The following is a 21,672-nucleotide window of genomic DNA, read 5'->3' as shown; positions in this document are numbered from 1 at the left end:
CGCCACCGGATTGGTGGCGCCGTTGAGGTTGGTCAGCTGCGCCGCGTTCTGGCCGTCCAGCATGAAATTGATGAACTGGTGCGCCAGGTCCGGCCGTTTGGCGCTGGCGGTGATCGCCATCGTGTCCACGCCGATCTCATTGCCCTCGCGCTGCGGGACATTGCCGATATGGAACGGCCGCTTGGTCAGGCGCGCGTCCTCGCTGGCCTGGAAGAATTCGGTCGAGTAGCCCAGCGCCACCCAGATATTGCCGACGGCCAGCTGCTTCAGATAGCTGGCGTTGGAGAAGGCGGCCCAGTACGGCTTGGCGCGCTTGATCACGTCGCGCGCGGCGCGCATGTCGGCGTCGGTCGCCCGGTTCGGGTCCTTGCCCAGGTAAAACAGCGCGGCGGCGAACACCTCGCGCGAGCTGTCCAGCACCGTCACCTTGCCCTTGATCTTCCGCAGCACCGCGGGATCGAAGATCACCGACCAGCTGGAGGGATCGACGCCCAGTTGCTTCAGCTTCTCGACGTTGTAGCCGACGGAAGTCAGCGACAGCACGGTGGGAATGGTGTAGCGGTTGGCCGGATCGTAGCTTTGCGACAGATAGGCCGGCGCCACGTTTTTCAGATTCGGGATCTGACGGTGGTCCAATGGTTGCAGCAGCTTCTGCTTGGTCATCGCCTGCACGACGAAACTGGAGGGAAACACCATGTCGTAACCCTTGGCGCCGGCGGCCAGCTTGGCCAGCATTTCCTCGTTGTCGCCGTAATAGTCCTGTACCACCTTGCAGCCGCAGCGCTTCTCGAACTGCCTGACGATGTTGTCGGACAGCGAGCCGCTCCAGTTGTAGATGTGCAGCACGTCATTGGGACCGGCCCAGGCCAGGCCGGAAGACAGCGACAGGGCGAGCATCAGCTTGTGCAACTTTTTCAATTGGGATTCACCTCCAGACAGTCATGCCGGGCATGACAACCATGACAAAAGGCGGCCGCAGCCGCCTGGCGAAGACAGCCGCCCGTCGGCGGCCATCGGATAATCAGGCGCGGCGGCCCGCCAGCGTGGCCTCGTAGGCCTGGCGCAGCAGACCGGCGTCGGCGCCGTCCAAGAGCTTGGCGTCGGACAGCATGCGCCGCCAGTTGCGCGCGCCGGGCAGGCCCTGGAACAGGCCCAGGATATGGCGGGCGATGTGGCGGACATTGCTGCCGTCGGTCAGCCGCGCCGTCACGTAGGGCATCATCGCCTCCACCACCGCCGCGCGCTCCGGACCCGCGGCCGCGTCGCCGTAGAACAGCGCGTCCCAGTCGGCCATCAGCCACGGGTTGTGGTAGGCCTCGCGGCCGACCATCACGCCGTCGACGTGCTTCAAATGCTCGGCGATCTCGGCATTGGTCTTGACTCCGCCGTTGATCAGGATTTCCAGTTCCGGCCGCTCCCGCTTCAATCGGTAGACATAGTCGTACTTCAACGGCGGGATCTCGCGGTTCTCCTTCGGGCTCAGGCCTTTCAGGATGGCGTTGCGCGCGTGGACGATGAAGGTGCGGCAGCCGGCCTCGGCCACCGTGTCGACGAATTCGCGCAGGTAATCGTAATGCTCGATCTGGTCGATGCCGATGCGGTGCTTGACGGTGACGTCGATGTCGACGGCGTCGCGCATCGCCTTCACGCAATCGGACACCAGCTTGGGCTCCGCCATCAGGCAGGCGCCGAACGCCCCCTTCTGCACTCTTTCCGACGGGCAGCCGACGTTAAGATTCACTTCGTCGTAGCCCCACTCCTGAGCCAGCTTGGCGCACGCGGCCAGCTCGGCCGGCTCTGAGCCGCCCAGCTGCAGCGCGACCGGATGCTCGGCCTCGTCGAAACGCAGATGCCGCGCCACATCGCCGTTCAACAGCGCGCCGGTGGTGACCATCTCGGTGTACAGCCAGGTGTTCCGCGTGATCTGGCGGGCGAAGTAGCGGTAATGGCGGTCGGTCCAGTCCAGCATGGGGGCGACGGACAGGCGGCGCGGCGGCAACGCGCGGCGGTTGGCAAGCGTTTGATTCATCCGGGAAAACCAGTTCTTTCGCAGCGGCAAAACGCGCGGCCTGGCCGGACACGCTGCGACGCATAAGCGTTTGATCAAACTGGGAATTATCCTACCTACGTCAAGGCAGGGTCAAGGCAAAATCGCCCCGCGCTCACTCGATCAGCCGCATATGCGCGCGCACCCAGTCGCGGTCGGCCGCCTCGAAATGCCACCACTCGGTGGCGATGCCGCGGAAGCCGGCTGCCTCCATGCAAGCGCGCAGCAGCCGGCGATTGGCCAGTTGCGCGTCGCTGAGCAGCCCCCTGGCCAGCATCTCCGCCTCCCGCTGCGGCTGCGCGCGCTCGGTGAAGTCGTCGAAGCCGGTGCCCATGTCGAGCTCGCGCCCCTCCTCGTTCTCGGCGGTGATGTCCACCGCCATGCCGAAACTGTGGATGGAGCCTCGCGCCGGATCAGCCACGTAGATGCGCTGCGGCGTGTCCTTGACGATGTCCCACAGCACCTGCTGCACCCGGCCCGGCCGCAGCGCGTCGAAAACGCGCAGCCGGTAACCGCTCCGGCGGCTGGCCAATTCGCCCGCGGCGCGGGCCAGGCGCTCCGCGGCCGTGCTATGCAGCAGCGCCCGCGCCGACGGGCCGTACAAGTCGCGGCCGACGAAGTTGTCGGCGCTGGCGTAGCGCAGGTCCAGCCTGACGCCGGCCATATCCTCGATGGACACGTATTCGGGATGGCTTGCCAGTTGCTCCAGCCTGATGCTTGCGTCCATGGTCCCTCCCTCGCCGCTGACCTGCCGCAAATCCGGCAGCCCGGCGCTTGAGCGATACTGTGAAGACGATCCGGTTCCAGCCTTGGCGCATGATAGGCTCGGAGCATATAACACCCATATACAGGAAACCGAGATGCCCCTGCCCCGCCTTTCGTCCTTGCTTCCGCTCGCGGCCCTGCTGGCCGCGGCGCTGCCCGCCCCGGCCCTGGCCGCCAAGCCGCTGGTGTTCTGCGCGGAAGCCTCGCCGGAAGGCTTCGATCCGGCGATGTGGGACAGCGCCACCACCTACAACATCGCCAAGCCGGTGTTCCAGGGCCTGGTCGAGTTCAAACGCGGCGGCGTGGCGCTGAGGCCCGGCCTCGCGGAAAGCTGGTCGGTATCGGATGACGGATTACTATATACGTTCAGACTGCGCCGCGGCGTCAAGTTCCATCAAACCGACTATTTCACGCCCAGCCGGGACTTCTCCGCCGACGACGCGGTCTTCACCATCAACCGCTGGATACGGCCTGACCTGCCCTTCAATCAAGCCTTCAAGACGCCGCTGACCGGACCGGACGGCTATGGCCTGTCCAAGCTGATCGAATCGGTGCGGAAAGTGGACGAACATACCCTCCAGATCAGGCTGAAGGAGCGCAACGCCCCCTTCCTCACCTTTTTCGCGATGGGCTTCGCCGGCATGCAGTCGGCCGAGTACGCCAACCAGCTGCTGAAGGCGGGCAAGCCGCAGCAGATCAACCTGCTGCCGGTGGGCACCGGCCCCTACCGCTTCAAGAGCTACGCCAAGGACGCCATCGTCCGCTACGAGGCCAACCCGCAGTACTGGGGCAAGCCGCAGAAGACCCGCAGCCTGGTTTTCGCCATCGTAGCCGACCCGCAGGTGCGCATCCAGAAACTGAAGGCGGGCGAATGCCAGGTGGCCGCGGCGGTGCGCGAGTCCGACCTCGACGCGCTCGCGGGCGACAAGAACATCAAGATCGCCGCCACCGGCGCCAGCAACATCTCCTATCTCGCCTACAACCTGAAGCGGCCGCAGTTCGCCAAGCGCGAGGTGCGGGTGGCGCTGGACATCGCGATCAACCGCGACGCGCTGTTCAAGGCGCTGTTCCCCAAGGGCGGCGCCACCCAGGCGGTGAACCCCTTCCCGCCGTCCACCTGGAGCTGGAACCCCAAAACCCGCAACGAATACGATCCGGCCAAGGCCAAGGCCTTGCTGGCCCAGGCCGGCTATCCCAACGGCTTCACCGTCAACCTGTGGGCCTTGCCGGTGCAGCGTCCGACCAACCCCAACGGCAAGCTGATGGCGCAGATGATCCAGCAGGACTGGGCCCGGATCGGCGTCAAGGCCAACATCCAGTCCTACGAGTGGGGCGAATATCTGAAACGCGCCGGCGCCGGCGAGCACGACGTCTACATGTCGGGCCTCACCAGCAACTCCGGCGACCCGGACGATTTCCTGTGGAACAGCCTGTCCTGCAGCGTCAGCAAGGGCGGCCAACGTTTCTGCAACGCCGAGTTCGAGCGGCTGCTGCAGCTGGGCCGCCAGACCACCGGCCAGAAGCAGCGGACGCCGTACTACCTGAAGGCTCAGGAAGTCTTCAAGCGCGAGCGGCCGTGGATCACCATCGCCCACTCCCGGATTTACATCCCGTTGCGCGCCAATGTGCAGGGCTTCATCATGAACCCCAACGGCTCTTTCGATTTCGAGGACGTATGGCTCAAGTGAACCCGGGCTGGCCGCAGGCCTTCGCCTGTCATCGCTACCAGGCGCTGGCGGACGGCCCCGCGCTGATCGTCACCGGCGCGGTGCACGGCAACGAAGTGTGCGGCGCCATCGCCATCCGCCGTCTGATGGCGGAGCTGGAACGGGGAGCGCTGTCGCTGCGCGCCGGCCGGCTGACCCTGGTGCCGGTGGCCAATGCGCTGGCCTATCGGCTGGGCCAGCGCGGCGGCGACCGCAACCTGAACCGCAATCTCGCGCCCAACAATCATCCGCGCGACTACGAGGACCACGTCGCCAACTGGCTGTGCCCGCTGCTGGCCGAGCATCAGGTCCTGCTCGATCTGCACTCCTTCCAGTCGCCTGGGCAGCCGTTCGTGTTCCTGGGCCCGGCCGACAACGACGGCGAGCTGGAGCCGTTCGCCCACGCGGCCCGCGAGGAGGCGCTGGCGCGGCGGCTGGGCGTCGCCGACGCGGTGGACGGCTGGCTGTCCACCTACGCGCTGGGCGTGGAGCGGCGGCGGCAGTCGCCGGCCGGCGACGCGAGGCTGGCCGAGCTCAACGCCGACCCGCGCTACGGCGTGGGCACCACCGAATACATGCGCAGCCAGGGCGGCTGGGCCTTGACCCTGGAATGCGGCCGCCACGACGATCCCGCCGCGGCGGAAGTCGCCTACCGCGCCATCCTCAACACCCTGGCCCACCTCGGCATGCTGGACGCGCCCGATCCCGCCCCGCAGCCGGTGGCCTTGCTCAGCCTGTATGAAGTGGTGGACAAGCGCGACGACGCCGACAGTTTCGTCCGCGCCTGGAGCAGCTTCGACAGCGTCCGCCAGGGCGAGCTGATCGGCCGCCGCGCCGACGGCAGTCCGGTCATCGCGCCCGACGATGCCCGCATCGTGTTTCCCAGCCCCCGGGCCCAGGCCGGCCAGGAATGGTTTTATCTGGCCAAACCGTCAACCCGGCTGGAAAACGGCCAAAGCTAGCGCCGTTCTCGTCATCATTCGCTCGCCTGGCGCCGACGGACTCGGCATTCGGGGGAGATGCCTATTCTGTTTATTCAAATAACAGATTATTTCGATAAATAAAAAACAATGCCGCCTATTACGCAGTAGCCATAAAACCTCCAAAAAAATGGAGTTTCATTTGGTAGGACAGCAAGGCAAAATCCAACGACAAAATCAAGCATGCTGCTTTTCCAGATTATGGAACGCCACGCGTCAAGCAAGGGAGGTGGAAAATGAATAAATCTCTGACAGCCACTTACTCTCCGGACGACGACAGGCTGAGAATCTACGCGCGCGGCAAGCTGAGCGATCCGTTGCGCGCCATGCTGGAGCATCAAGGCTTCCACCTGCTGCCCGAGGCCATGGTTTTCGTATCCGGGTCCGGCTGGTCGCTGCGCCAGGAAAATCTGCTGCTGCAGCTATGCGGCATGATAGAGGACGACGCCGTCTGGCATGGCGATCTCCATCTGCCCTATATCGAACACATTCCCTACCGGGACCTGCCGCCCGGCACCGGGCCGTGGTACGACCCCCGTTACTGGCAAGTTCGCGCCGCCGCTCTGGCCGGCCGCCTGCATCCGGAAGAAAAAGTGCTGCTGCAGCTGCGGCTGGCCCGCATCGCCCCGCTGCGCCGGCAGATCACCAGCCTGGAGTCCACGCTGACGGACGAGGAGCTGCGCGCGCCGGGCCCGCCCCGCGGCTGGTCGGACGGCCGTCTGACGCTGTGCCGGCTCAAATTGCAATTGGCCTACTGCCTGCGCTTTCAGCAGGAAGCGCGCCTGGCGGCCTGAGCGCAAGCGCCTCCCCCGCCAATCCTCGGCGCACGTCCCGCTCTCGCCTCTCGGTCCGTTTTCGCAGCGCGCTCTTCCCCGTCTCAGCATGGCATGGCCGCTTGGACAGGCCCGAAATACCAAGGCCGCTCGTCCCATTACAATGTCCTGTTCCCAAATCCGACGGGCCCAGGGCACGCCATTCCCCCGCGCAAAACGCAATGCGGTGTCTGCTCCCCGATCCCGTCCGCCGCCTGAAAAGGAATATCGCCGATGACGTACGCCATGCTAGCCCCGGATCAATTCACCGACGAGCACAAAAGCTTCCTGGCCGGATTTCGCCAATCGATAGAAATCCTGTCCAAAAGCTCGGACATGATGCTAGGCGCCAAGGACATCCATTCCCGGCATCTGATCGCCACCGACGCCTACGCCAGAATCGTAGCGCTGAAACAGGGCGGCGACGTCGCCGGCCGGCTGGACTGCGAAATGCCGTGCGAAGGCACGGCCGAGTTCGCCGACAGCTATGTCAGCGAAGACCTGTCGCTGATGCGCGGCGGCCAAATCAAGCGCAAGCTGGCCACGCTGAACATCCACGAATACGCCGACGGCCTGAAGGCACGCGTGTTCAACAAACACATGCTGGTCCACCATCCCAGCCAGTCGATTCTCGGCACCATCTACAGCGGCCAGGACGTTGAGATAGGCAATTTCCTCAACATCATCCCCAATTACGTGCTCGAGTTCGGCGCCGGCTGCAGCCTGGAGCAGGGTTCGGCCTACAGCAGCCTGGAAGGCGTGACGCTGACCGAGTACGAACAGGAGGTCTGCTTCCTGCTGCTGCTGAACTGGGAGTTCAAGCAGATCGCCGCCTTCATGGACAAGTACCGGCCGCGCAACGCGCCGCGCACCACAGACTCGGTGATCAAGTGCAAGAACTACCTGTGCGAGAAGTTCGGCATCGAGCAAGCCCGGCTGCAGACGCTGAAGGAATTCCTGGTCCACCACGGCCTGCACCGCAAGATTCCGCGCTCGCTGTTCAACCGCCTGATCGGCTCCAAGCTGCTCTAGCCCCCGCCTCCTCGCAGCGTCCAGGCGCAGCCATGCCGGCCTGCGCCATGCCGAGCCGCCCCCCGCGCTTACAGCAAAAACAGCTTCAGTCCCAGCGTGACGCCGCTGCGATAGGTGCCGCCCAGTTCGCTGCCGACGCCGCCCTCGCCCAGAATCAGCATCGCGAAGCCGGACAGGCGCGGCTGCAGCCGGCGCTCTCCATACAGCGTCCAGCCCTGGCTGCGGTCGTCCCGGTTGCGCGTCCACTCCAGCCGCCAGTAGCGCTCCAGCTCCTGCGGATTGCTCTGCACGCTGGCCCACAGGTAATGGCGGCCTCGCAACGCGGCGGGATCGGCCAGCTGCGTGGCCGCGCCGTTGTCGCCGTTGAACAGGTATTCGGCCGACCACACCCGGCCGGCGGCGCTGGTGTAGCTGGCGCCGCCCAGCCAGCGCGAGGCCGTCGCCGCGCCGCGCCGCTGGACGGACGCCTCGCCGTACAGCAGCCAGGCGTCGTCGGGCGTGTACTGGGCGAAAGCGCCGACAAAGGGCCCCTGGCGCTGGCTGCGGGCTTGGCTGAACACCAGGCTGGCCAGCGCATCGTAGCCCTGCCGGTCCAGCTTGAACAGCACGGTGTCGCGCTGCCTGGGCTGGGGCAGGGTCCGGGTATCGGATACATAGGCCGAGGTCAGCCGCCAGCCGCCGCCGCTGTGGGTCCAGCGCGCCAGGTCGATGCCGGGCGTGTCGGCCAGCGGATTGGTCCGGCCGCTGTCGAAATAGAAGGGATTGCTGGGGGAACGGAAATTGGCCGGCCCCCAGCTGAATTTCTCGCGGCCGGCCGCCAGCTGCTCGCCGCCGCTGGCCAGGCTGAAGTAGCCCTGGTTGAGGCTGGCCTGCCCGTCGCTGCGGCAATCCGCGCCGCCGGGCGGGCAGGCGCGCAGCCAATTCAGCCTGGGCGCCAGTTCCACGCGCAGCGCGTCGCGCCTGAGCGTCAGGTCCAGCCGGCCCTCGGCGTGGTACTGCTTCTGCGGCAGCGGCAGCGGGGAGGTCAGCCGGTAGGCGTCGCCGTAAAGCCAGGCTTCCAGGCTGGCGTCGGTCCGCCACGCCTCGCCGCCGTCCGCTTCGGCGGCGCGGACGCCGGCGCACAGCAGCAGCGCGGCCAGGCCGGCCGCGGCGCGCTCAGAGATTGTCCACCTGGAATTCGGCATCGGCGAAGGTCTTCACCCGCAGCTCGCCGTACTTCAGCGTGGTGCGGGCATCCGTCAGCGCGTCGTTGATCTGCATGGCGCTGACGAAGGGAATGCTCTTGCCGCCCACCTTGACCGTGTTGTCGTACTGGAAGCTGGCCTGCTTGAGCAGCTTGCCGGACAGGCTGTAGAACTGGGCCTGCACGCCGACCATCCGTTTCTCCGACACCCAGTAGACAATGCGGTCGTAGGTGCTCTGCTTGTTGGCCGACTTCAGGTCCAGCACGTAGCAGGGCTCGCCGTTCAGCGTCTCCTCGCGCAGCAGCTTGGCCGCGTAGTCCTTGGCGTAATTGGTGGCGGCGATATCGCCTATCGCCGCCTGGCCGGACAGCCGCAGCCGCGGCGAGATCGCCACCGGCTTCTTCAGCCCGGGCTTGCTCAGCCACATATTGCGGTCCACCTGCAGCATCTTGGAGCCCTTGTTGCTCAAGGGCTCCCTGACCTCGGCCAGGCTGGCCGTCTTGTTGGCGCGCACGTCCAGCCGCATCGGCTGCAGATCCTCGCTGGCGCTGCCGCTGTTGGCCAGCCGCACTTCCCAGGCCAGGCCCGGCAGATCGCCGCCGCGCGCCTGGTCGGACTGGCGCAACAGCTCCTGCGCGTCCGGCGCCGCCATGGCCGCCGGCGCGGCGGCCATGGCGGCCAGCACCAGGCCGGCCGCCATTGTCGTCGTTTTCATGCTTTCCCTTTCTCAGCTGTGCGCCAGCGACAGCGTGATCTGCTGGCCCGACGCCTTGCGCGCCGGCATCCAGGCGGCGACGATGCTCAGCGTGCCCAGCAGCAGCATCGCGAACACGGTCCGCGCCGGATCGAAATCGATGTACAGCGGCACGCTGACGCTGTTGCCCGGCGGCACGTACTGGATGTTGGCGCCGTTGACCGCGTGGCTGGTCAGCCAGAACAACAGCAGCCCCAGCAGGCAGCCCAGCACCACTTGCAGGCAGGCCTCGGCAATGAACAGGCCCACCACCCGGACGCGGCGGTAGCCCATCGCCCTGAGCGTGCCGATCTCGCGCGTGCGCTCCAGCACGCTCATGCTCATCGCGTTGGCGATGCTCAGCACCACGATGGCGAGCACGATGCCCAGCAACAGCGTGAAGATCAGGTCGTACATGTTCTTCACCTGCTTGTAGTACAGCGACATGTCCTGCCAGGTGCGCACCTCCAGGTCCAGCCCGGCGGCCTGGAAATCGGCCAGCAGCCGGTCGCGCAGCGCGATGGTGGTGGCCGCGTCCGGCGCCGGCGTGGTCAGCATCGCCAGCATGCCCTTGTCCAGCTGGCCGCCGGCCTTGGCCGGCGTGTTGATCAACACCGTCAGCCACTCGGCCTGCTCGCCGACGTCCTTCAAAGAGCGGGTCAGTTGCAGCGGCACCAGCAGGAATTTGTCGTTGGTGGCGGTATTACCGGTGTTGATCACGTCGTTGACTTCCACGTCGGCGGCGTTGGCCTGGCCATGGATGGTGCCGACCAGCAGCGAGGCCTCGCCGCCGCGCTTCAGTCCCAGCACCGAGGCCAGCGCCTCGCCGACCGACACGCCGTTGGGCTTGTCGGCGACGATGTTGCGGTGCACGCCGCTGAGCGGGCCCAGTATCAGCTGCAGCGCCGACGGGTCTATGCCCTCGGCGATGAAGATGGTGCTGTTGCGGCCGTTGGAGATCATGCCGTCCAGCCCCATCCGCGGCAGCACGTGCCCCTGCGGCAGGCGCTTGCGGACGATGGCGTCCACCTTGGCGATCTCGGCCGGCATCAGCAGGTAGCGCGCCGGATGCAGCTTGCCCTCGGTGCGCCAGCCGCGCTTGTTGATCGACAGGTGGCCTATCATCTCGCCGTGGATGGAGAGGTTGGCCAGGCCGGTGTAGATGGTCTGGGTGTAGCCGGCGAACAAGGCCAGCGCGGCGATGCCGAAGGCGATGGACAACAGGGTGACCAGGCTGCGGCGGCGGTTGCGCAGCAGATTGCGCCACGCCATCACGATGGGGTTCATGTCAGGCTCTCCGCGTTGAGTTTCAGCATGCTCTCCTCGTAGGAGGCCTCGGCGATCTCGCCGTCCCGCAGCGCCAGATGGCGCGATACCCGCGCCAGCAGCCTGGGATCGTGGGTGGACAGCACGAAGGTGACGCCGGTCCTGTGGTTCAGCGCCTGCATCAGGTCTATCACCTCGCGGCTGGTGCGCGAGTCCAGGTTGGCGGTCGGCTCGTCGGCGATCACCAGCGAAGGCTCGGTCACCATCGCCCGCGCGATCGCCACCCGCTGGCGCTGGCCGCCGCTGAGCTTTTCCGGCGGATGGTCGGCGAAGGCCTCCAATCCCACCTTCTGCAGCCACGTCCGGGCGCGCTCCCTGGCCTGCGCCTTGGGAAGGCGCTGGCAGTAAAGCGGCAGCATCACGTTCTCCAGCGCCGACAGCACCGGGATCAGGTTGAAGTTCTGGAACACGAAGCCGATCTCGCGGCTGCGGTAGTCGGACAAGGCGTTGTCGTCCAGCCCGGCGACATCCTGGCCGCGGAACAGCATCCGGCCGTAGCTGGGGCTGTCGATCAGGCCCAGCAGGTTGAGCAGGGTGGATTTGCCGGAGCCGGACGGCCCCCAGATCGCCAGGAAATCGCCGGGCTGGACCGCCAGCGACGCGTGGCGCAAGGCCTCGATCCGGGTTTCGCCCAGCAGGAAGGTGCGGCCCGCGTCCTGCAGCTCGACGATGGGTCCGCTTGTCGATGGTTTGACTGCTGTACTCATGAAGCGCTCGCTCGTTTTTCGAAAGGGAAAGTCGGCATGGCTGAAAATGAATATATCATTTAATAAATTCAACAACCATGACAATGAATTCAACAGGATGGCTCGCCGGCCAGGTGGGCGATCAAGGCCGAGTAGTCGCGGCGCTTGGCCTCCTCGCTCAGCGGCCCCAGCAGCCGGCACAACGCCGGCGCCAGCCTGGGCTGCAAGCCGCTGGCCAGCGCGTGCTCGCACTCCCAGCGCAGGTCTTTCTCCAGATTGGCCAGCGAGAAGCGCGGCGCGTGGTCGCCGTCCAGATAGCGCTGCCCCAGCCGCCGGTACAAGGGAGAAGCCAGGCCGCTGCCGTCCAGCGCGTCGAGAAAGCTGTCCACCGCCAGGCCGTGCGCCCTGAGCAGCGCGATCGCCTCGCCCAGCCCGCCCGCCATCACGCCCACCAGCAGGTTCAAAGCCAGCTTGGCGGTATTGCCCGCGCCCAGTCCGCCCAGATGATGGACGCCGCGGCCCATCGCCCACAGCAGCGGGCTCGCCCACTCCACGTCCGCCTCCGCGCCGCCCACCAGAAAATGCAGGGTGCCGTGGCTGGCGTCGTGCACGCTGCCGGTCATCGGCGCCTCCACCAGCGGCCAGCCGGCGGCAGCGGCTTCGGCGCCCAACGCCGCCAGTTGGACAGGCTGATGGGTGCCCAAATCCACCAAGCGGCGGCCAGCGGCCGACACGCTGGCGATGCCTTTGTCGCAGAACAGCAGCGCGCGCAGCGCGGCGCTGTCGGTCAGCACCGTCGCCACCCAGTCGGCGCCGGCCACCGCTTCCGCCGGCGTCGCGTGCGCGCTGGCCCCGGCGTCCCGCAACGGCGCCGTCCGCTCCGGGCTGCGGTTATAGACCCGCACCTCCCACCCCTGGCCCAGCAGCCGCAGTCCCAGCGCCGTTCCCATCGCACCGCAGCCTATCAACGCCAGCCGTTTTCCCGCATTCCGCCTGCTCATGCCGCCTCCCCCGCCACCTCGACCAGGGCCTTGAAGCGCTCGCGCCGGTACAGCGCGGCGAAATAATCCGGCACCTCGTCCAGGCGCAATCTGTCGGAAAACATCAGGTCCAGCGCCGGCGCGCAGTCGGCCATCGCCGCCTCCACTTCGCCGCGCAGGCCGATCGGATCGCCGATCACGAACTGCAGCGCGATCTCGCGCTGCATCAACGCGCCCCAGTCCAGTTCGAAACGGCCGGCCTGCGATCCCGCGCCGACCAGCCTGCCGCGCGGCCGCAAGGCGGCCAGCGCGGTTTTCAGGCCGCTCTCGCCGCCCACCGCGTCCACCGCGGCGTCGAAAACGCCGGCCGAGCCCGGCGCCGCGTCCGACAACGACTGCCCGGGCGCGATCTCCGCCACCGCCAGACCGCCGTCCCGCGCCCGCGCCGCGCGAGCGGGATTGGCTTCCAGCAGCAAGACTTCGACGCCCCGGCGCGCCGCCAGCCAGGCGGTCAGCACGCCCACCGGGCCGGCCCCGACCACCGCCAGACGCTCGCCCGGCGCCAGCGCCAGCCGCTGCAACGCGCCCAGCGCGGTCGGCATCACGTCGCCGGACAGCAGGCCGAAGCGCGGGTCCGCGCCATCGGCCAGCGGCGTCAGCGCGACATCCGCCCGCGGCACCCGAACGTATTCGGCCAGGCCGCCATCCAGCCGCGGCTGTAGGCCGGAGAAACCGAACAACCGCCGCTCACGGCATTGGGCGTGCCGCCCGGCCGCGCACTGCGCACAAATGCCGCAGGCGATGAAATCGGCGCAAGCCGCGCGTTGTCCGGGCCGTAAAAGCTTCACTGCAGACCCCACCGCCGCCACGACGCCGACAAACTCGTGTCCGATCACCGTACCCAGCTCGAAACCCGGCACCGCGCCGCGGTAGATGTGCAGATCGGTGCCGCAGGTGGACGCGTGGGTGACCCGGAGCAGCGCGTCGTCCGGCGCCCGCAACGCCGGCCGCGGCAGCGTCGCCAGCCGCAGGCGCTGCGGCCCATCCCATACCACCGCCCGCATCGTGTTCATGTCAGCTCCATCGAAAACCGGTAAGCCGCCTCCAGCGCCGCGGCCAGATTGACGCCGTAGAGGCCGCCGTCGGCCGCCCCCAGCACGGTGTAGGGAATGCCGGCCCGCCTCAGCGCATCCTCCGGCCCCGGACGCGGCGCCTGGCCGGCGGCGATCACCACGCTGCGCGCCGGCAGGCTGCGCGCCGCGCCGCCGCGCTCGCGCACGATCACCGCGTCGCCGGTGATCTCGACGACGTCGACCCGGCCCAGCAAGCGCACGCCGTCGCGGCGCAGCGCGTCCATCAATATCCAGCGCGTGGTGCGGCCGACGCGGTGGGCGAACTTGCGGCCGGAGCGCTGCAGCAGCGTGATCGCCGGTGCCGTGTCGTCCGCGCCGCCGTCCAGGTACGGCGCCAGCGCCTCCGCCGGCAAATGCCGCGCCAAGTAGGCGCGCGCGTCACGGGTCAGCTTGCCGCGCTTGGCCGCCAGGTATTTCGCCAGGTCGCAGGCGATGCCTCCACCGCCTACCACCACCACCGGAAACGCCACCGGACAGCCCTGCTCCAACACCTCGGCGTAGTCCAGCACATGCGACAGCTCCAGCCCCGGCACGCCTTCCGGCCGGCGCGGCGCGGCGCCCTGCGCCAGCACCACGTGGTCCCAGCGCGCGCCGTCGAGCGCGCGCTCGTCGAAACGGCAGCCCAGCCGCACCGCCACGCCTGCGCGCAGCAGCTCGCCGCGGTAATGGCGGATGGTGGCGGCGAACTCCTCCTTTTGCGGAATGCGCGCCGCCAGCCGCAACTGGCCGCCCAGCTCGTCCCCGGCCTCGAACAGCGTCACCCGCGCGCCGCGCCGCGCCAGGAACAGGGCCGCGCCCATGCCGCTGATGCCGCCGCCGGCCACCGCCACGTTCAGCGCCCGCGCCAGCGGCGGATAGCGGCCTTCGTCCGGCTGCCCGCAATCCGGATTGACGCTGCAGCCGACCGGCTGGCCGGTCAGCACGTGGTCCAGGCAGCGCTGGTTGCAGGCGATGCAGGCGTTGATCTCGTCGAAGCGGTTGGCCGCGGCCTTGCTGGCCAGCGCCGGATCGGCCAGAAAGGGGCGCGCCATCGCGATCATGTCGGCGCAGCCGTCCAACAGCAGCGCCTCGCCGTCGCGCGGGTCGTTGACGCGGTTGCTGACCGCCAGCTGTAATTGCGGATAGCGGCGCCGCGCCAGACGGGCGGCGTCGGCGAAAGCCGCGCGCGGCACCGCCATCGCGATCGTCGGCACCTCGGATTCGTGCCAGCCTATGCTGACGTTGAGCAGATCGATGCCGTAGGGCAGCAGCTTGCCGATCAGCGCCATCGACTCCTCGGCGTCCAGCCCGTCCGGCAGCAGATCCATGCAGGGCAGGCGGAAGATCAGCGGGAAATCCGGGCCGACGCGGCGGCGCACCGCGGCGGCGATCTCCACCGCCAGCCGCGCGCGGTTGTCGAAGCCGCCGCCCCAGCGATCGGTCCGTTTGTTGCAGGCCGGGGCCAGGAACTGGTGCACCAGAAAGCCCTGGCCGAACAGCAGCTCGATCGCGTCGTAGCCGGCGGCGACAGCGCGGGCCGCGCAGTCGGCGTGGGCGGCGATGGTCACCTGGATTTCGGCCTCGCTAAGCGGCCTGGGCGTGAACACGCTGGACGGCAGCCGCTCGGCCGACGACGACACCATGCCGCCGTGAAAGGCCTCGCGGCCGAAATGCAGGATCTGCAGCGCGATGCGGCCGCCGGCCTCATGCACCGCGCCGGTGATCCGCCGGTGCGGCTCTATTTCGTCGTCGCGGCACAAGGCGAAGCCGCCCTGGGTGGTTTTGCCCGCCTCGTCCGGCGCGCAGCCGGCGCTGACGATCAGTCCGACGCCCTCCCGCGCGCGCAGCGCGTAGAACGCCGCCATCCTGCGCCAGGCATCGTCGCACTCGTCCAGATTCAGGTGCATCGAGCTCATCAGCAGCCGGTTGGGCAGCCGCAGCTTATTCAGCCGGATCGGCGAGAACAGCCGGCCGAGCAAGGGCCGCGCTTCAGGCACACAAGCCTCCGTCGACGACCAGCACGTGGCCGGTGATGTAGCTGGCCGCGCTCGAACACAGGAAGCCGACGGTCTGCGCCACTTCCTCCGGCTTGCCGAAGCGCGCCAGCGGGATTTGCCTGGCGCGGGCGTCCTCCAATAGCGCCGCGCCTTTGTCCGACGCCTTCATCTCCGCCAGCATGTCGGTGTCGATGAAGCCCGGCGCCACCGCGTTGACGCGTATGCCGTAGCGGCCGACCTCGCGCGCCAGGCCGCGGGTCAGCGCCAACAGGCCGGCCTTGGCCGCCGCGTAATTGGCCTGGCCGACCTGGGCCCGCATGCCGCCGACCGAGGCGATGTTGACGATCTGCCCGCTCTTGCGGCTCATCATGGTCTGCAGCGCGGCGCGCGCGCAGTGGAAGCTGCCGTCCAGATTGCTGCCCAGCACCGCGCTCCAGTCGTCGGCCGGCATCATCGCCAGCAGGCCGTCGCGGACGATGCCGGCGTTGTTGACCAGGGTCTGCACCCAGAAGCCGCGCTGGCGGATGTCGGCGAACATCGCCGCCACCGCGTCGCGGTCGGACACGTCGGCCCGGACCGGATAGGCCTCGCCACCGGCGGCCCGGATCGCCGCGCAGGCATTCTCGGCCGCCGCGCCGTCCCGCCGGTAGTTGACGAAGACCGGCAGCTTGCGGCCGGCCAGCTCCAGCGCGATCGCGCGGCCTATGCCCCGCCCCGCGCCGGTGACCAGCGCCGCCTTGCGCAAGGCGAGCGGCAATGCGTACTCACTCATTTGGATTCTCCATATGGCCGCCGCGCCCCGGCGCGCGGCGCGAAAACAACGGCGCTCAACGGCGCAGCCCCAGCGCGCAGAACGCGCCAGCGGCGTCGTTGCCCAACACCAGCGCGGCGGCATCGTCCGGCAGCGCGCCGCCGCCGGCGGCCCGCGCCAGCGCCGGATCGGCGTCCGCCGCCACATCCGGCGTCGCCGGCGCGCGCCGGCGCGCCAGCGAAGCGGCAGCCAAGGCCACCTGCAGCGCGCCGCTCCAGCTCTCGCCCTCGCCCGCCAGCGCCCGCGCGGCCAGCAGCTTGCACGGCTGCCCGGCGCTTTCCGCCACCCAGCGCCGCAAGGCATGCGTCTCCAGCCTTTCCTGAGCGCGGCCCGCGCCGCCGGCCCCCGGCAGCAGCAGGGCCGGCTCGGCGTCGGCCGCGCGGCGCCAGCCGTTCAGCAGCGATTGGACCGCGTCGCCCCGGCCCAGCCGGCCGGCATGCCAGCCGCCCAGCCTGGCGTAGACGCGCGCGCCGCGCGCCGCCGCGTGTTCCGCGTCTTCCAGCACCAGCATGCACGCGCCCTCGGACGGGATCAGCCCGCCGCCCCGTTCGCCGAAGAAGGCCGGCCTGCCGGCCAGCGCCGCGTCGCCGTAATAATCGCGGCAGAAACGCAAGGCGAAGCGCGACAACGCCTCCACGCCGCCCGCCAGCGCGACCTTGGCTCGCCCGGAGCGGATCAGGCCGGCGGCGCGCGCCACCCCCTGCAGCGAAGCCAGCGGCCCCGACGCCAGCACCGAGCTGGGGCCGCGCAGGCCGAAGCGGATCGCCATCTGGCCGCAGGCGATATTGCGCGCCACCAGCGGGAATTCGGCCGGATTGATCCGCTCCGGCCGCCCCTGCAGCAGCGGCAGCGAAAACTTGTGCACCGAGGTCTGCTCGGAGCGCGCGGTGCCCAGCAGCGTCGCGCAGTCCTCCGGCGCCTCGCCGTCGCCGTAGCCCGCGTCCTCCAGCGCCGATCCGGCGGCGAAACTGGCCAGCATCATCGGCTTGTCCATCAGCCGCAGCGCGCGCTCGTTGAAATAGCGGGTGCGGGGATAATCGCCGACACTGGCGATCAGAGACTCGGCGTGCGGCGGCGACGCCGCCTCCGGCCACGCGGAGAACACGAAGCGGCCGTCGAGCGCGCCATCCAGCCCCACCCCGTGCGGACCGACCACGCCGATGCCAGTAATCGCCACTTCACGCATGCCCATCCTCCCGGTAATGGCCGAACACGATGCAGGAGCAGGCCCCGCCGAAGCCGAACGATTGCGACAGCGCGCGCCGCAGCGCAGCTGGCCTGGCCTCGGCTCCGACCAGGCTGCTGCGCAACTCAGCCTCGTCGCCGCGGGTGTGCAGCGTCGGCGGGATCAGGCTGTTCTCCAGCGCCAAGACAGTCGCCGCCGCTTCCAGCGCGCCGGCCGCGCCCATGCAATGGCCGATCGAGGCCTTGTTGGAGCTGATGTGCAGCCGCTCGGCGGCGTCGCCGAACACCAGATTGATAGCGCGGAGCTCGGACGCGTCGTTATGGCGGGTGCCGGTGCCGTGGCAATTGATGTAGTCGATGTCCGCCGGCGCGAGTCCGGCGTCGTCCAGCGCGCGGCGTATCGCCAGCGCTTCGCCTCCGCCGTCTTCCGAGGTGGCGGTCAGGTGGTGGCCGGTGTTGGACAGGCCGTAGCCCAGGATCTCGGCATGGATGCGCGCGCCGCGCGCGCGGGCCGATTCCAGCGTTTCCAGGTGGAACAGGCCGGCGCCCTCGCCGATAAAGAAGCCGTCGCGCTCGCTGTCGAACGGCCTGGGCTCGCCCGTAGTGATCGAATACAGGCCGTTGAAGGCCGCGTGTATCATCTCCGCCAGCACGTCGCCGCCGCCGGACAGGCAACGGTCGCACTCGCCGCCGCGTATCAGATCGAAGGCATAGCCCAGCGCGTCGGTGGTGGACGAGCAGGCGGTGGACACCAGCGACGACGGTCCGGTCAGATTGTGCCGCCGCGCCAGAAAGTCCAGCTGATAGTGGGCCGGTATCGTTTCCGCCGCCACCGGCGACGGCCTCCCCGCCTCGTAGGCTGCGCCGTACTCGCGCATATTGCGCATGCCGGCGCACAGCGTGCCCAGCACGCAGCCGACACGGTCGTCATCTGTGAACACCGAACCTAGGCCCGCGTCCGCCAGCGCCTCGGCGGCGGCCAGCGCCAGGAAGTAGGCGCTGTCCTCGCCCGGGTCGCCGCAGCGCGCGCGGCGCGGCGTCGGCCAGCAGTTCGGCCGGCGCCTCGCCGCCCTGGGCGCTGCGATAGGCCGACGCGTCGAAACCGCGTATCGGCCGCCGCGCGCTCTCGCCGCCCGCCAGCGCCTGCCAGAAGCGCTCAAGGCCCGCGCCGTAAGGCGACACCACGCCGATGCCGGTGATCACCACTCTCCGCTTGTCCATGCTCCCTCCCGCCGCCGCGCTAGCGCCGCACGCCGGCTATCGTCAATTCCACGGTCAGCACCTTGTCTCCGCCCGACCGCCCCAGCCCGCTGACCGCGTACATCCCGCTGCCCGGCGTCGGCTTCACTTCCAGCGCGTACTCCACCCGCTCGTCCGGCCGGACGAAGCGATGGAAATAGGACTTGCGCACCGCGGCCAGAACGCCCAGCGTTTCCGGAGCCCAGTCTTCCGCGCCGCAGCGTATCGCCACCCCGGCCAGCTGCGCGGCGGCTTCCAGCAGGTAGATGCCTGGCACGATGGGCTCGCCCGGGAAATGCCCGCGCAGGTGGGGATGGTCGGCGCGCCAGCTGGCGCCGCCGCTGGCCTTCCAGCCATCCACCTCGGCGTCGCTGAGGAAGAAGGCGTCGCCGGCGTGCGGCAGCATCGCCGCCAGTTCATCGCCGGAGAAGCGCCGCGCCACCATGGCTACAGGTCTTCCTCGGCGTCGAAGGCCGTCACCGCCTCCAGGTCCAGCTCGATGAAGCGGCGGGCCGCGCCATCGCCGAAGGCGTCCAGCACGTAGCGCGCCAGCGTGCGTATGCTGTTGACCACCTTGGGGTTGAAGTTCTCCGGGATCACCGCGTCCAGCAGTTCATGCAGCGTGGCGATGGCGTCGAAGGCCTCGATGGAGTCCAGGCCGATCTGGTTGATCAGGTCGGCGTCGGCCGGCAGCGGCTGGTCTTCGTCCAGCTTCAGCAGCCGGACCAGGAAGTCGCGCAGCTTGTCCTCCAGCGCGGCCTCGAGTGCGACGGTGGCGTCGTTCATTGCAGTCTCCTCCGTTGGTAATCAGGCGGCATGGCCGCGTATCGCGTGGAAAAATCCCGGGTAGCGGTCGTTGACCGCGCCGAAGCCGTGCTGGCGGTACCAGCCGCGGACCTCGGGCCTGCCATGGCGGAACTGGTGCGGCGGCATCACGTTGTCGAAGGACAGGAACACCGAGCTGCGGTACAGCTCGCCCAGCGTCGGCCGGTCCGGATAGATGGGAAAGCGGTCCTTGTTCACCCGGTACTGGGCCTTGAGAAAGCGCAGCACCAGCGGGAAAAAGACGGCGATATACGCGTGGCACAGCGCGATCGTCATCCAGTGCGGCAGCCGGTGGCCCAGCTTGAGGAAATGGCGGTCGCGCTGGCGGTACAGTCCGGCCCAGAAGCTGTCCTCTTCCGGCAGCGGATACAGCCAGGTCATGAAGTCGCCGCCCGGCGCCACCAGCGCGCCGATCGCGCTGAAGGCGCGCAGCGTGTCCGGCGTGTGGTGCAGCACGCCTATGCTCATCGCGAATTGCAGGCTGTGATTGGCGAACGGCGGGAACCAGACGTTGGCCTGGACGAAGTGCAGATTGGGCAGATCGCGGTTTTCCCAGGCGGCGCGGGCGATGGCGTTGGACTGGTCTATCGCCACCACCTGGTGCTGCGGAAAACGCCGCGCCAGCTCGCGCGCCTTCTCGCCGCTGCCGCAGCCGGCGTCCAACAGCCAGGCGCCGGACGCGCGCGCGGACAGGCCGGGCGTGAACTCGCCGACGAACCAATCCATGAACTTGCCTATCTCGTAGCCGTACACCACCGCGCGGCGCTCGGCGCGGCCGGTTTGCCGCTTGTTCCACTGGTAGGTGAAGCCGCTGCGGGTCCTGGCCACCAGGCCGTCCTGCAGCAAGAGGCGCGGCACGCCCTGCACCACCGGGTAATGGCGGCGGCAACCGACGCAGCTGAGTTCGCCGTCCTCGACCTCGCCCTCCTGCTCCCCGCTTCCGGCCACCTGCAGTTCGCCGCGGCAATGGGGACAGCGGAGTATGGCCAGCAATTCGCGTTTCATCGTTGTCTGCTCCAGCTAGGTTTGTGATCAGGCCGGCTGCCGCTCGAACGCGCCGCTACGCGCGCGCTGGCCGAAACGGGCGTCCAGCGCGTAGCGGGTGCTCAGCCGCAGCGCCGCCTCGACGTCCGGCAATGCGATGCCGGCGGCGGCCAGCTCCGCCTGCGTGGCCGCGCAATCGAAATCGCGCTCTTCGGCCAGGTAGGCGCGGTAAGTGCGCAGCAGCAGCTTCAGCGGGCTCAAATGGAAACGGCGCAGCTCCTCCGGCGACGCCATCGCCTCCAGCTCCTCCGGACGGAACATGCGCGGTCTGGCCGGCGCCTTGCCATCCGGCCGGCGCGCGGCCAGCTCCTGGTACATCAGGCCGAAAATGCGCTCGAAATCCGGACTGTTGGCCAGGCCCGCGGTCAGGTGATAGCAGCGACCGACGGCATGGGCGGCGGCGTCCAGATGCAGCATCGCCTCGCACACGTAATCCGCCGGCACCAGATCGGGCCGCGCCTCCGCGTTCGCCGGCAGCACCGGCATGCGGCCGCGCTCGGCCAGCTTGAGGAATTCGTAGTAGCCGAAAAACTTGCGTATGCGCCCGGCGTGCGACTCGCCGATGATCTGGCTGGGCCGGTAGACGGTCAGCGGCAGCCGCCCGCTCGCCTGCCAGACCAGTTGCTCCGCCTCGAACTTGGACTGCTCGTAGCCGTTGCAGAAAGCCTGCCCCTGGTCGAGCTCATCCTCGCCCAGCCGTCCGTTCCGCCGCCCGGACACATAGGCGGTGGACACGTAGTTGAGCCGGAAATCGGCCGAGGCGCGCATCGCCTCGTCGGCGAAAGCCAGCACCGCGCGGGTGCTGTCGACATTGGCCGCGCGCGACGCTTCCAGCGGCAGGTCGAAATCCACGCTGGCCGCCAGGTGGAATACGCGGCGGGTCCGCGCCGCCAGCTCGCGCCAGGCCGGCTCGGCCAGGCCGAAGCGGGGCTCAGAGACGTCGCCATGGCATAACAACACCCTGGCCCGCTCCGCGGGCGACAAGCGGCCGTAGTCCATCGCTTCGCCCAGCCTGCCTGCCGCCTGCGACGCGTCGCCGCGCACCAGCGCCGCCACCTGGCAAGCCGGGTGGCGGCGCAGCAGCCTGGGCAGCAATTCCCCGCCCAAGCCGCCGGTGACGCCGGTCAGCAACACCGTTCCCTGACACCCCTGATCGACACAACTCATTTGTCATTGCCTTTGCGCAGCCGCGCGCGGCGCCCGCCCCG

At 68.7% G+C, this 21,672-nt stretch carries 22 protein-coding genes; 4 read left to right on the top strand and 18 right to left on the bottom strand.

The features are described 5' to 3' along the window. From ACY3GB_RS18070 to ACY3GB_RS18060, 3 genes are all read right to left on the bottom strand, one after another. Positions 1 to 918, bottom strand: a 918-nt coding sequence (locus ACY3GB_RS18070; RefSeq protein WP_463089955.1) for an ABC transporter substrate-binding protein, incomplete at its 3' end; no start/stop codon positions are given. A gap of 103 nt (positions 919 to 1,021) precedes the next feature. Continuing rightward, on the bottom strand, positions 1,022 to 2,029 hold the full coding sequence (gene dusA / locus ACY3GB_RS18065) for a tRNA dihydrouridine(20/20a) synthase DusA (RefSeq protein WP_463089954.1): 1,008 nt from the start codon (positions 2,027 to 2,029) through the stop codon (positions 1,022 to 1,024). A 133-nt stretch (positions 2,030 to 2,162) separates the two neighbouring features. Continuing rightward, entirely contained in the window at positions 2,163 to 2,774 is a 612-nt protein-coding gene (locus tag ACY3GB_RS18060) for a M15 family metallopeptidase (protein ID WP_463089953.1), read from the bottom strand. Positions 2,775 to 2,907: 133 nt separating this feature from the next. On the opposite strand from ACY3GB_RS18060, the gene ACY3GB_RS18055 reads away from it, so the two are divergent. From ACY3GB_RS18055 to ACY3GB_RS18040, 4 genes are all read left to right on the top strand, one after another. Then, positions 2,908 to 4,500 carry an ABC transporter substrate-binding protein gene (locus ACY3GB_RS18055; protein ID WP_463089952.1) on the top strand — a complete coding sequence of 531 codons (1,593 nt, stop codon included), beginning with the start codon at positions 2,908 to 2,910 and terminating at the stop codon, positions 4,498 to 4,500. Then, a complete protein-coding gene (locus ACY3GB_RS18050) occupies positions 4,488 to 5,480 on the top strand; it encodes a M14 family metallopeptidase (RefSeq protein ID WP_463089951.1) in 993 nt (330 codons plus the stop codon). The genes ACY3GB_RS18055 and ACY3GB_RS18050 overlap by 13 nt, the downstream gene beginning before the upstream one ends. Before the next feature lie 254 nt (positions 5,481 to 5,734). Further along, positions 5,735 to 6,292 carry a hypothetical protein gene (locus ACY3GB_RS18045; RefSeq protein WP_463089950.1) on the top strand — a complete coding sequence of 186 codons (558 nt, stop codon included), beginning with the start codon at positions 5,735 to 5,737 and terminating at the stop codon, positions 6,290 to 6,292. 252 nt (positions 6,293 to 6,544) lie between these two features. Beyond that, positions 6,545 to 7,342, top strand: a complete 798-nt coding sequence (locus ACY3GB_RS18040; RefSeq protein WP_463089949.1) for a hypothetical protein — start codon at positions 6,545 to 6,547, stop codon at positions 7,340 to 7,342. A 68-nt stretch (positions 7,343 to 7,410) separates the two neighbouring features. On the opposite strand, the gene ACY3GB_RS18035 is transcribed toward ACY3GB_RS18040, so the two are convergent. From ACY3GB_RS18035 to ACY3GB_RS17965, 15 genes are all read right to left on the bottom strand, one after another. Further along, positions 7,411 to 8,526, bottom strand: a complete 1,116-nt coding sequence (locus tag ACY3GB_RS18035; RefSeq protein ID WP_463089948.1) for a hypothetical protein — start codon at positions 8,524 to 8,526, stop codon at positions 7,411 to 7,413. Next, complete coding sequence (locus tag ACY3GB_RS18030) at positions 8,498 to 9,241, bottom strand: outer membrane lipoprotein-sorting protein (protein WP_463089947.1); 744 nt, start codon at positions 9,239 to 9,241, stop codon at positions 8,498 to 8,500. Before ACY3GB_RS18030 ends, ACY3GB_RS18035 begins: the two co-directional genes overlap by 29 nt. A 12-nt stretch (positions 9,242 to 9,253) precedes the next feature. After that, positions 9,254 to 10,546 (bottom strand): ABC transporter permease, encoded by a 1,293-nt coding sequence (locus tag ACY3GB_RS18025; protein WP_463089946.1) that lies wholly within the window; start codon positions 10,544 to 10,546, stop codon positions 9,254 to 9,256. Beyond that, entirely contained in the window at positions 10,543 to 11,292 is a 750-nt protein-coding gene (locus ACY3GB_RS18020) for an ABC transporter ATP-binding protein (RefSeq protein WP_463089945.1), read from the bottom strand. The genes ACY3GB_RS18025 and ACY3GB_RS18020 overlap by 4 nt, the downstream gene beginning before the upstream one ends. 89 nt (positions 11,293 to 11,381) lie before the next feature. Continuing rightward, positions 11,382 to 12,272, bottom strand: coding sequence for an NAD(P)-dependent oxidoreductase (locus ACY3GB_RS18015; RefSeq protein WP_463089944.1), 891 nt, complete (start codon positions 12,270 to 12,272; stop codon positions 11,382 to 11,384). Continuing rightward, positions 12,269 to 13,324, bottom strand: coding sequence for a zinc-dependent alcohol dehydrogenase (locus ACY3GB_RS18010; RefSeq protein ID WP_463089943.1), 1,056 nt, complete (start codon positions 13,322 to 13,324; stop codon positions 12,269 to 12,271). The genes ACY3GB_RS18015 and ACY3GB_RS18010 overlap by 4 nt, the downstream gene beginning before the upstream one ends. Beyond that, positions 13,321 to 15,360 (bottom strand): FAD-dependent oxidoreductase, encoded by a 2,040-nt coding sequence (locus tag ACY3GB_RS18005; protein WP_463089942.1) that lies wholly within the window; start codon positions 15,358 to 15,360, stop codon positions 13,321 to 13,323. Before ACY3GB_RS18005 ends, ACY3GB_RS18010 begins: the two co-directional genes overlap by 4 nt. Beyond that, a complete protein-coding gene (fabG, locus tag ACY3GB_RS18000; protein WP_463089941.1) occupies positions 15,353 to 16,132 on the bottom strand; it encodes a 3-oxoacyl-ACP reductase FabG in 780 nt (259 codons plus the stop codon). The genes ACY3GB_RS18005 and fabG overlap by 8 nt, the downstream gene beginning before the upstream one ends. 55 nt (positions 16,133 to 16,187) lie before the next feature. Continuing rightward, positions 16,188 to 17,357, bottom strand: coding sequence for a beta-ketoacyl synthase (locus ACY3GB_RS17995; RefSeq protein ID WP_463089940.1), 1,170 nt, complete (start codon positions 17,355 to 17,357; stop codon positions 16,188 to 16,190). Further along, positions 17,350 to 18,297, bottom strand: coding sequence for a beta-ketoacyl-[acyl-carrier-protein] synthase family protein (locus tag ACY3GB_RS17990; RefSeq protein WP_463089939.1), 948 nt, complete (start codon positions 18,295 to 18,297; stop codon positions 17,350 to 17,352). The genes ACY3GB_RS17995 and ACY3GB_RS17990 overlap by 8 nt, the downstream gene beginning before the upstream one ends. Then, positions 18,284 to 18,577 (bottom strand): beta-ketoacyl synthase N-terminal-like domain-containing protein, encoded by a 294-nt coding sequence (locus tag ACY3GB_RS17985; RefSeq protein ID WP_463089938.1) that lies wholly within the window; start codon positions 18,575 to 18,577, stop codon positions 18,284 to 18,286. The genes ACY3GB_RS17990 and ACY3GB_RS17985 overlap by 14 nt, the downstream gene beginning before the upstream one ends. A 19-nt stretch (positions 18,578 to 18,596) precedes the next feature. Next, on the bottom strand, positions 18,597 to 19,040 hold the full coding sequence (locus ACY3GB_RS17980) for a 3-hydroxyacyl-ACP dehydratase FabZ family protein (RefSeq protein ID WP_463089937.1): 444 nt from the start codon (positions 19,038 to 19,040) through the stop codon (positions 18,597 to 18,599). Between the two features lie 2 nt (positions 19,041 to 19,042). Continuing rightward, a complete protein-coding gene (locus ACY3GB_RS17975) occupies positions 19,043 to 19,381 on the bottom strand; it encodes a phosphopantetheine-binding protein (RefSeq protein WP_021476334.1) in 339 nt (112 codons plus the stop codon). Positions 19,382 to 19,402: 21 nt separating this feature from the next. Continuing rightward, on the bottom strand, positions 19,403 to 20,425 hold the full coding sequence (locus ACY3GB_RS17970) for a methyltransferase domain-containing protein (RefSeq protein WP_463089936.1): 1,023 nt from the start codon (positions 20,423 to 20,425) through the stop codon (positions 19,403 to 19,405). Positions 20,426 to 20,452: 27 nt separating this feature from the next. Next, positions 20,453 to 21,631, bottom strand: a complete 1,179-nt coding sequence (locus ACY3GB_RS17965) for an SDR family oxidoreductase (protein WP_463089935.1) — start codon at positions 21,629 to 21,631, stop codon at positions 20,453 to 20,455. Between the last annotated feature and the right edge of the window lie 41 nt (positions 21,632 to 21,672).

This window comes from Chromobacterium sp. Ag138 (assembly GCF_055181315.1).
Note: the sequence above shows the minus strand (reverse complement) of the source record. Positions and strands in the feature narration are given on the sequence as shown.

What these genes read in the sequence shown, in the direction of transcription:
- ACY3GB_RS18030 (WP_463089947.1), bottom strand. Translation starts at nt 9,241, where the DNA reads ATGAAAACGACGACAATGGCGGCCGGCCTGGTGCTGGCCGCCATGGCC.
- ACY3GB_RS17995 (WP_463089940.1), bottom strand. Translation starts at nt 17,357, where the DNA reads ATGCGTGAAGTGGCGATTACTGGCATCGGCGTGGTCGGTCCGCACGGG.
- ACY3GB_RS18025 (WP_463089946.1), bottom strand. Translation starts at nt 10,546, where the DNA reads ATGAACCCCATCGTGATGGCGTGGCGCAATCTGCTGCGCAACCGCCGC.
- ACY3GB_RS17985 (WP_463089938.1), bottom strand. Translation starts at nt 18,577, where the DNA reads ATGGACAAGCGGAGAGTGGTGATCACCGGCATCGGCGTGGTGTCGCCT.
- ACY3GB_RS18060 (WP_463089953.1), bottom strand. Translation starts at nt 2,774, where the DNA reads ATGGACGCAAGCATCAGGCTGGAGCAACTGGCAAGCCATCCCGAATAC.
- ACY3GB_RS18020 (WP_463089945.1), bottom strand. Translation starts at nt 11,292, where the DNA reads ATGAGTACAGCAGTCAAACCATCGACAAGCGGACCCATCGTCGAGCTG.
- ACY3GB_RS17980 (WP_463089937.1), bottom strand. Translation starts at nt 19,040, where the DNA reads ATGGTGGCGCGGCGCTTCTCCGGCGATGAACTGGCGGCGATGCTGCCG.
- ACY3GB_RS18035 (WP_463089948.1), bottom strand. Translation starts at nt 8,526, where the DNA reads ATGCCGAATTCCAGGTGGACAATCTCTGAGCGCGCCGCGGCCGGCCTG.
- ACY3GB_RS18010 (WP_463089943.1), bottom strand. Translation starts at nt 13,324, where the DNA reads ATGAACACGATGCGGGCGGTGGTATGGGATGGGCCGCAGCGCCTGCGG.
- ACY3GB_RS18055 (WP_463089952.1), top strand. Translation starts at nt 2,908, where the DNA reads ATGCCCCTGCCCCGCCTTTCGTCCTTGCTTCCGCTCGCGGCCCTGCTG.
- fabG (WP_463089941.1), bottom strand. Translation starts at nt 16,132, where the DNA reads ATGAGTGAGTACGCATTGCCGCTCGCCTTGCGCAAGGCGGCGCTGGTC.
- dusA (WP_463089954.1), bottom strand. Translation starts at nt 2,029, where the DNA reads ATGAATCAAACGCTTGCCAACCGCCGCGCGTTGCCGCCGCGCCGCCTG.
- ACY3GB_RS18045 (WP_463089950.1), top strand. Translation starts at nt 5,735, where the DNA reads ATGAATAAATCTCTGACAGCCACTTACTCTCCGGACGACGACAGGCTG.
- ACY3GB_RS17970 (WP_463089936.1), bottom strand. Translation starts at nt 20,425, where the DNA reads ATGAAACGCGAATTGCTGGCCATACTCCGCTGTCCCCATTGCCGCGGC.
- ACY3GB_RS18050 (WP_463089951.1), top strand. Translation starts at nt 4,488, where the DNA reads ATGGCTCAAGTGAACCCGGGCTGGCCGCAGGCCTTCGCCTGTCATCGC.
- ACY3GB_RS17965 (WP_463089935.1), bottom strand. Translation starts at nt 21,631, where the DNA reads ATGAGTTGTGTCGATCAGGGGTGTCAGGGAACGGTGTTGCTGACCGGC.
- ACY3GB_RS18040 (WP_463089949.1), top strand. Translation starts at nt 6,545, where the DNA reads ATGACGTACGCCATGCTAGCCCCGGATCAATTCACCGACGAGCACAAA.
- ACY3GB_RS17975 (WP_021476334.1), bottom strand. Translation starts at nt 19,381, where the DNA reads ATGAACGACGCCACCGTCGCACTCGAGGCCGCGCTGGAGGACAAGCTG.
- ACY3GB_RS18015 (WP_463089944.1), bottom strand. Translation starts at nt 12,272, where the DNA reads ATGAGCAGGCGGAATGCGGGAAAACGGCTGGCGTTGATAGGCTGCGGT.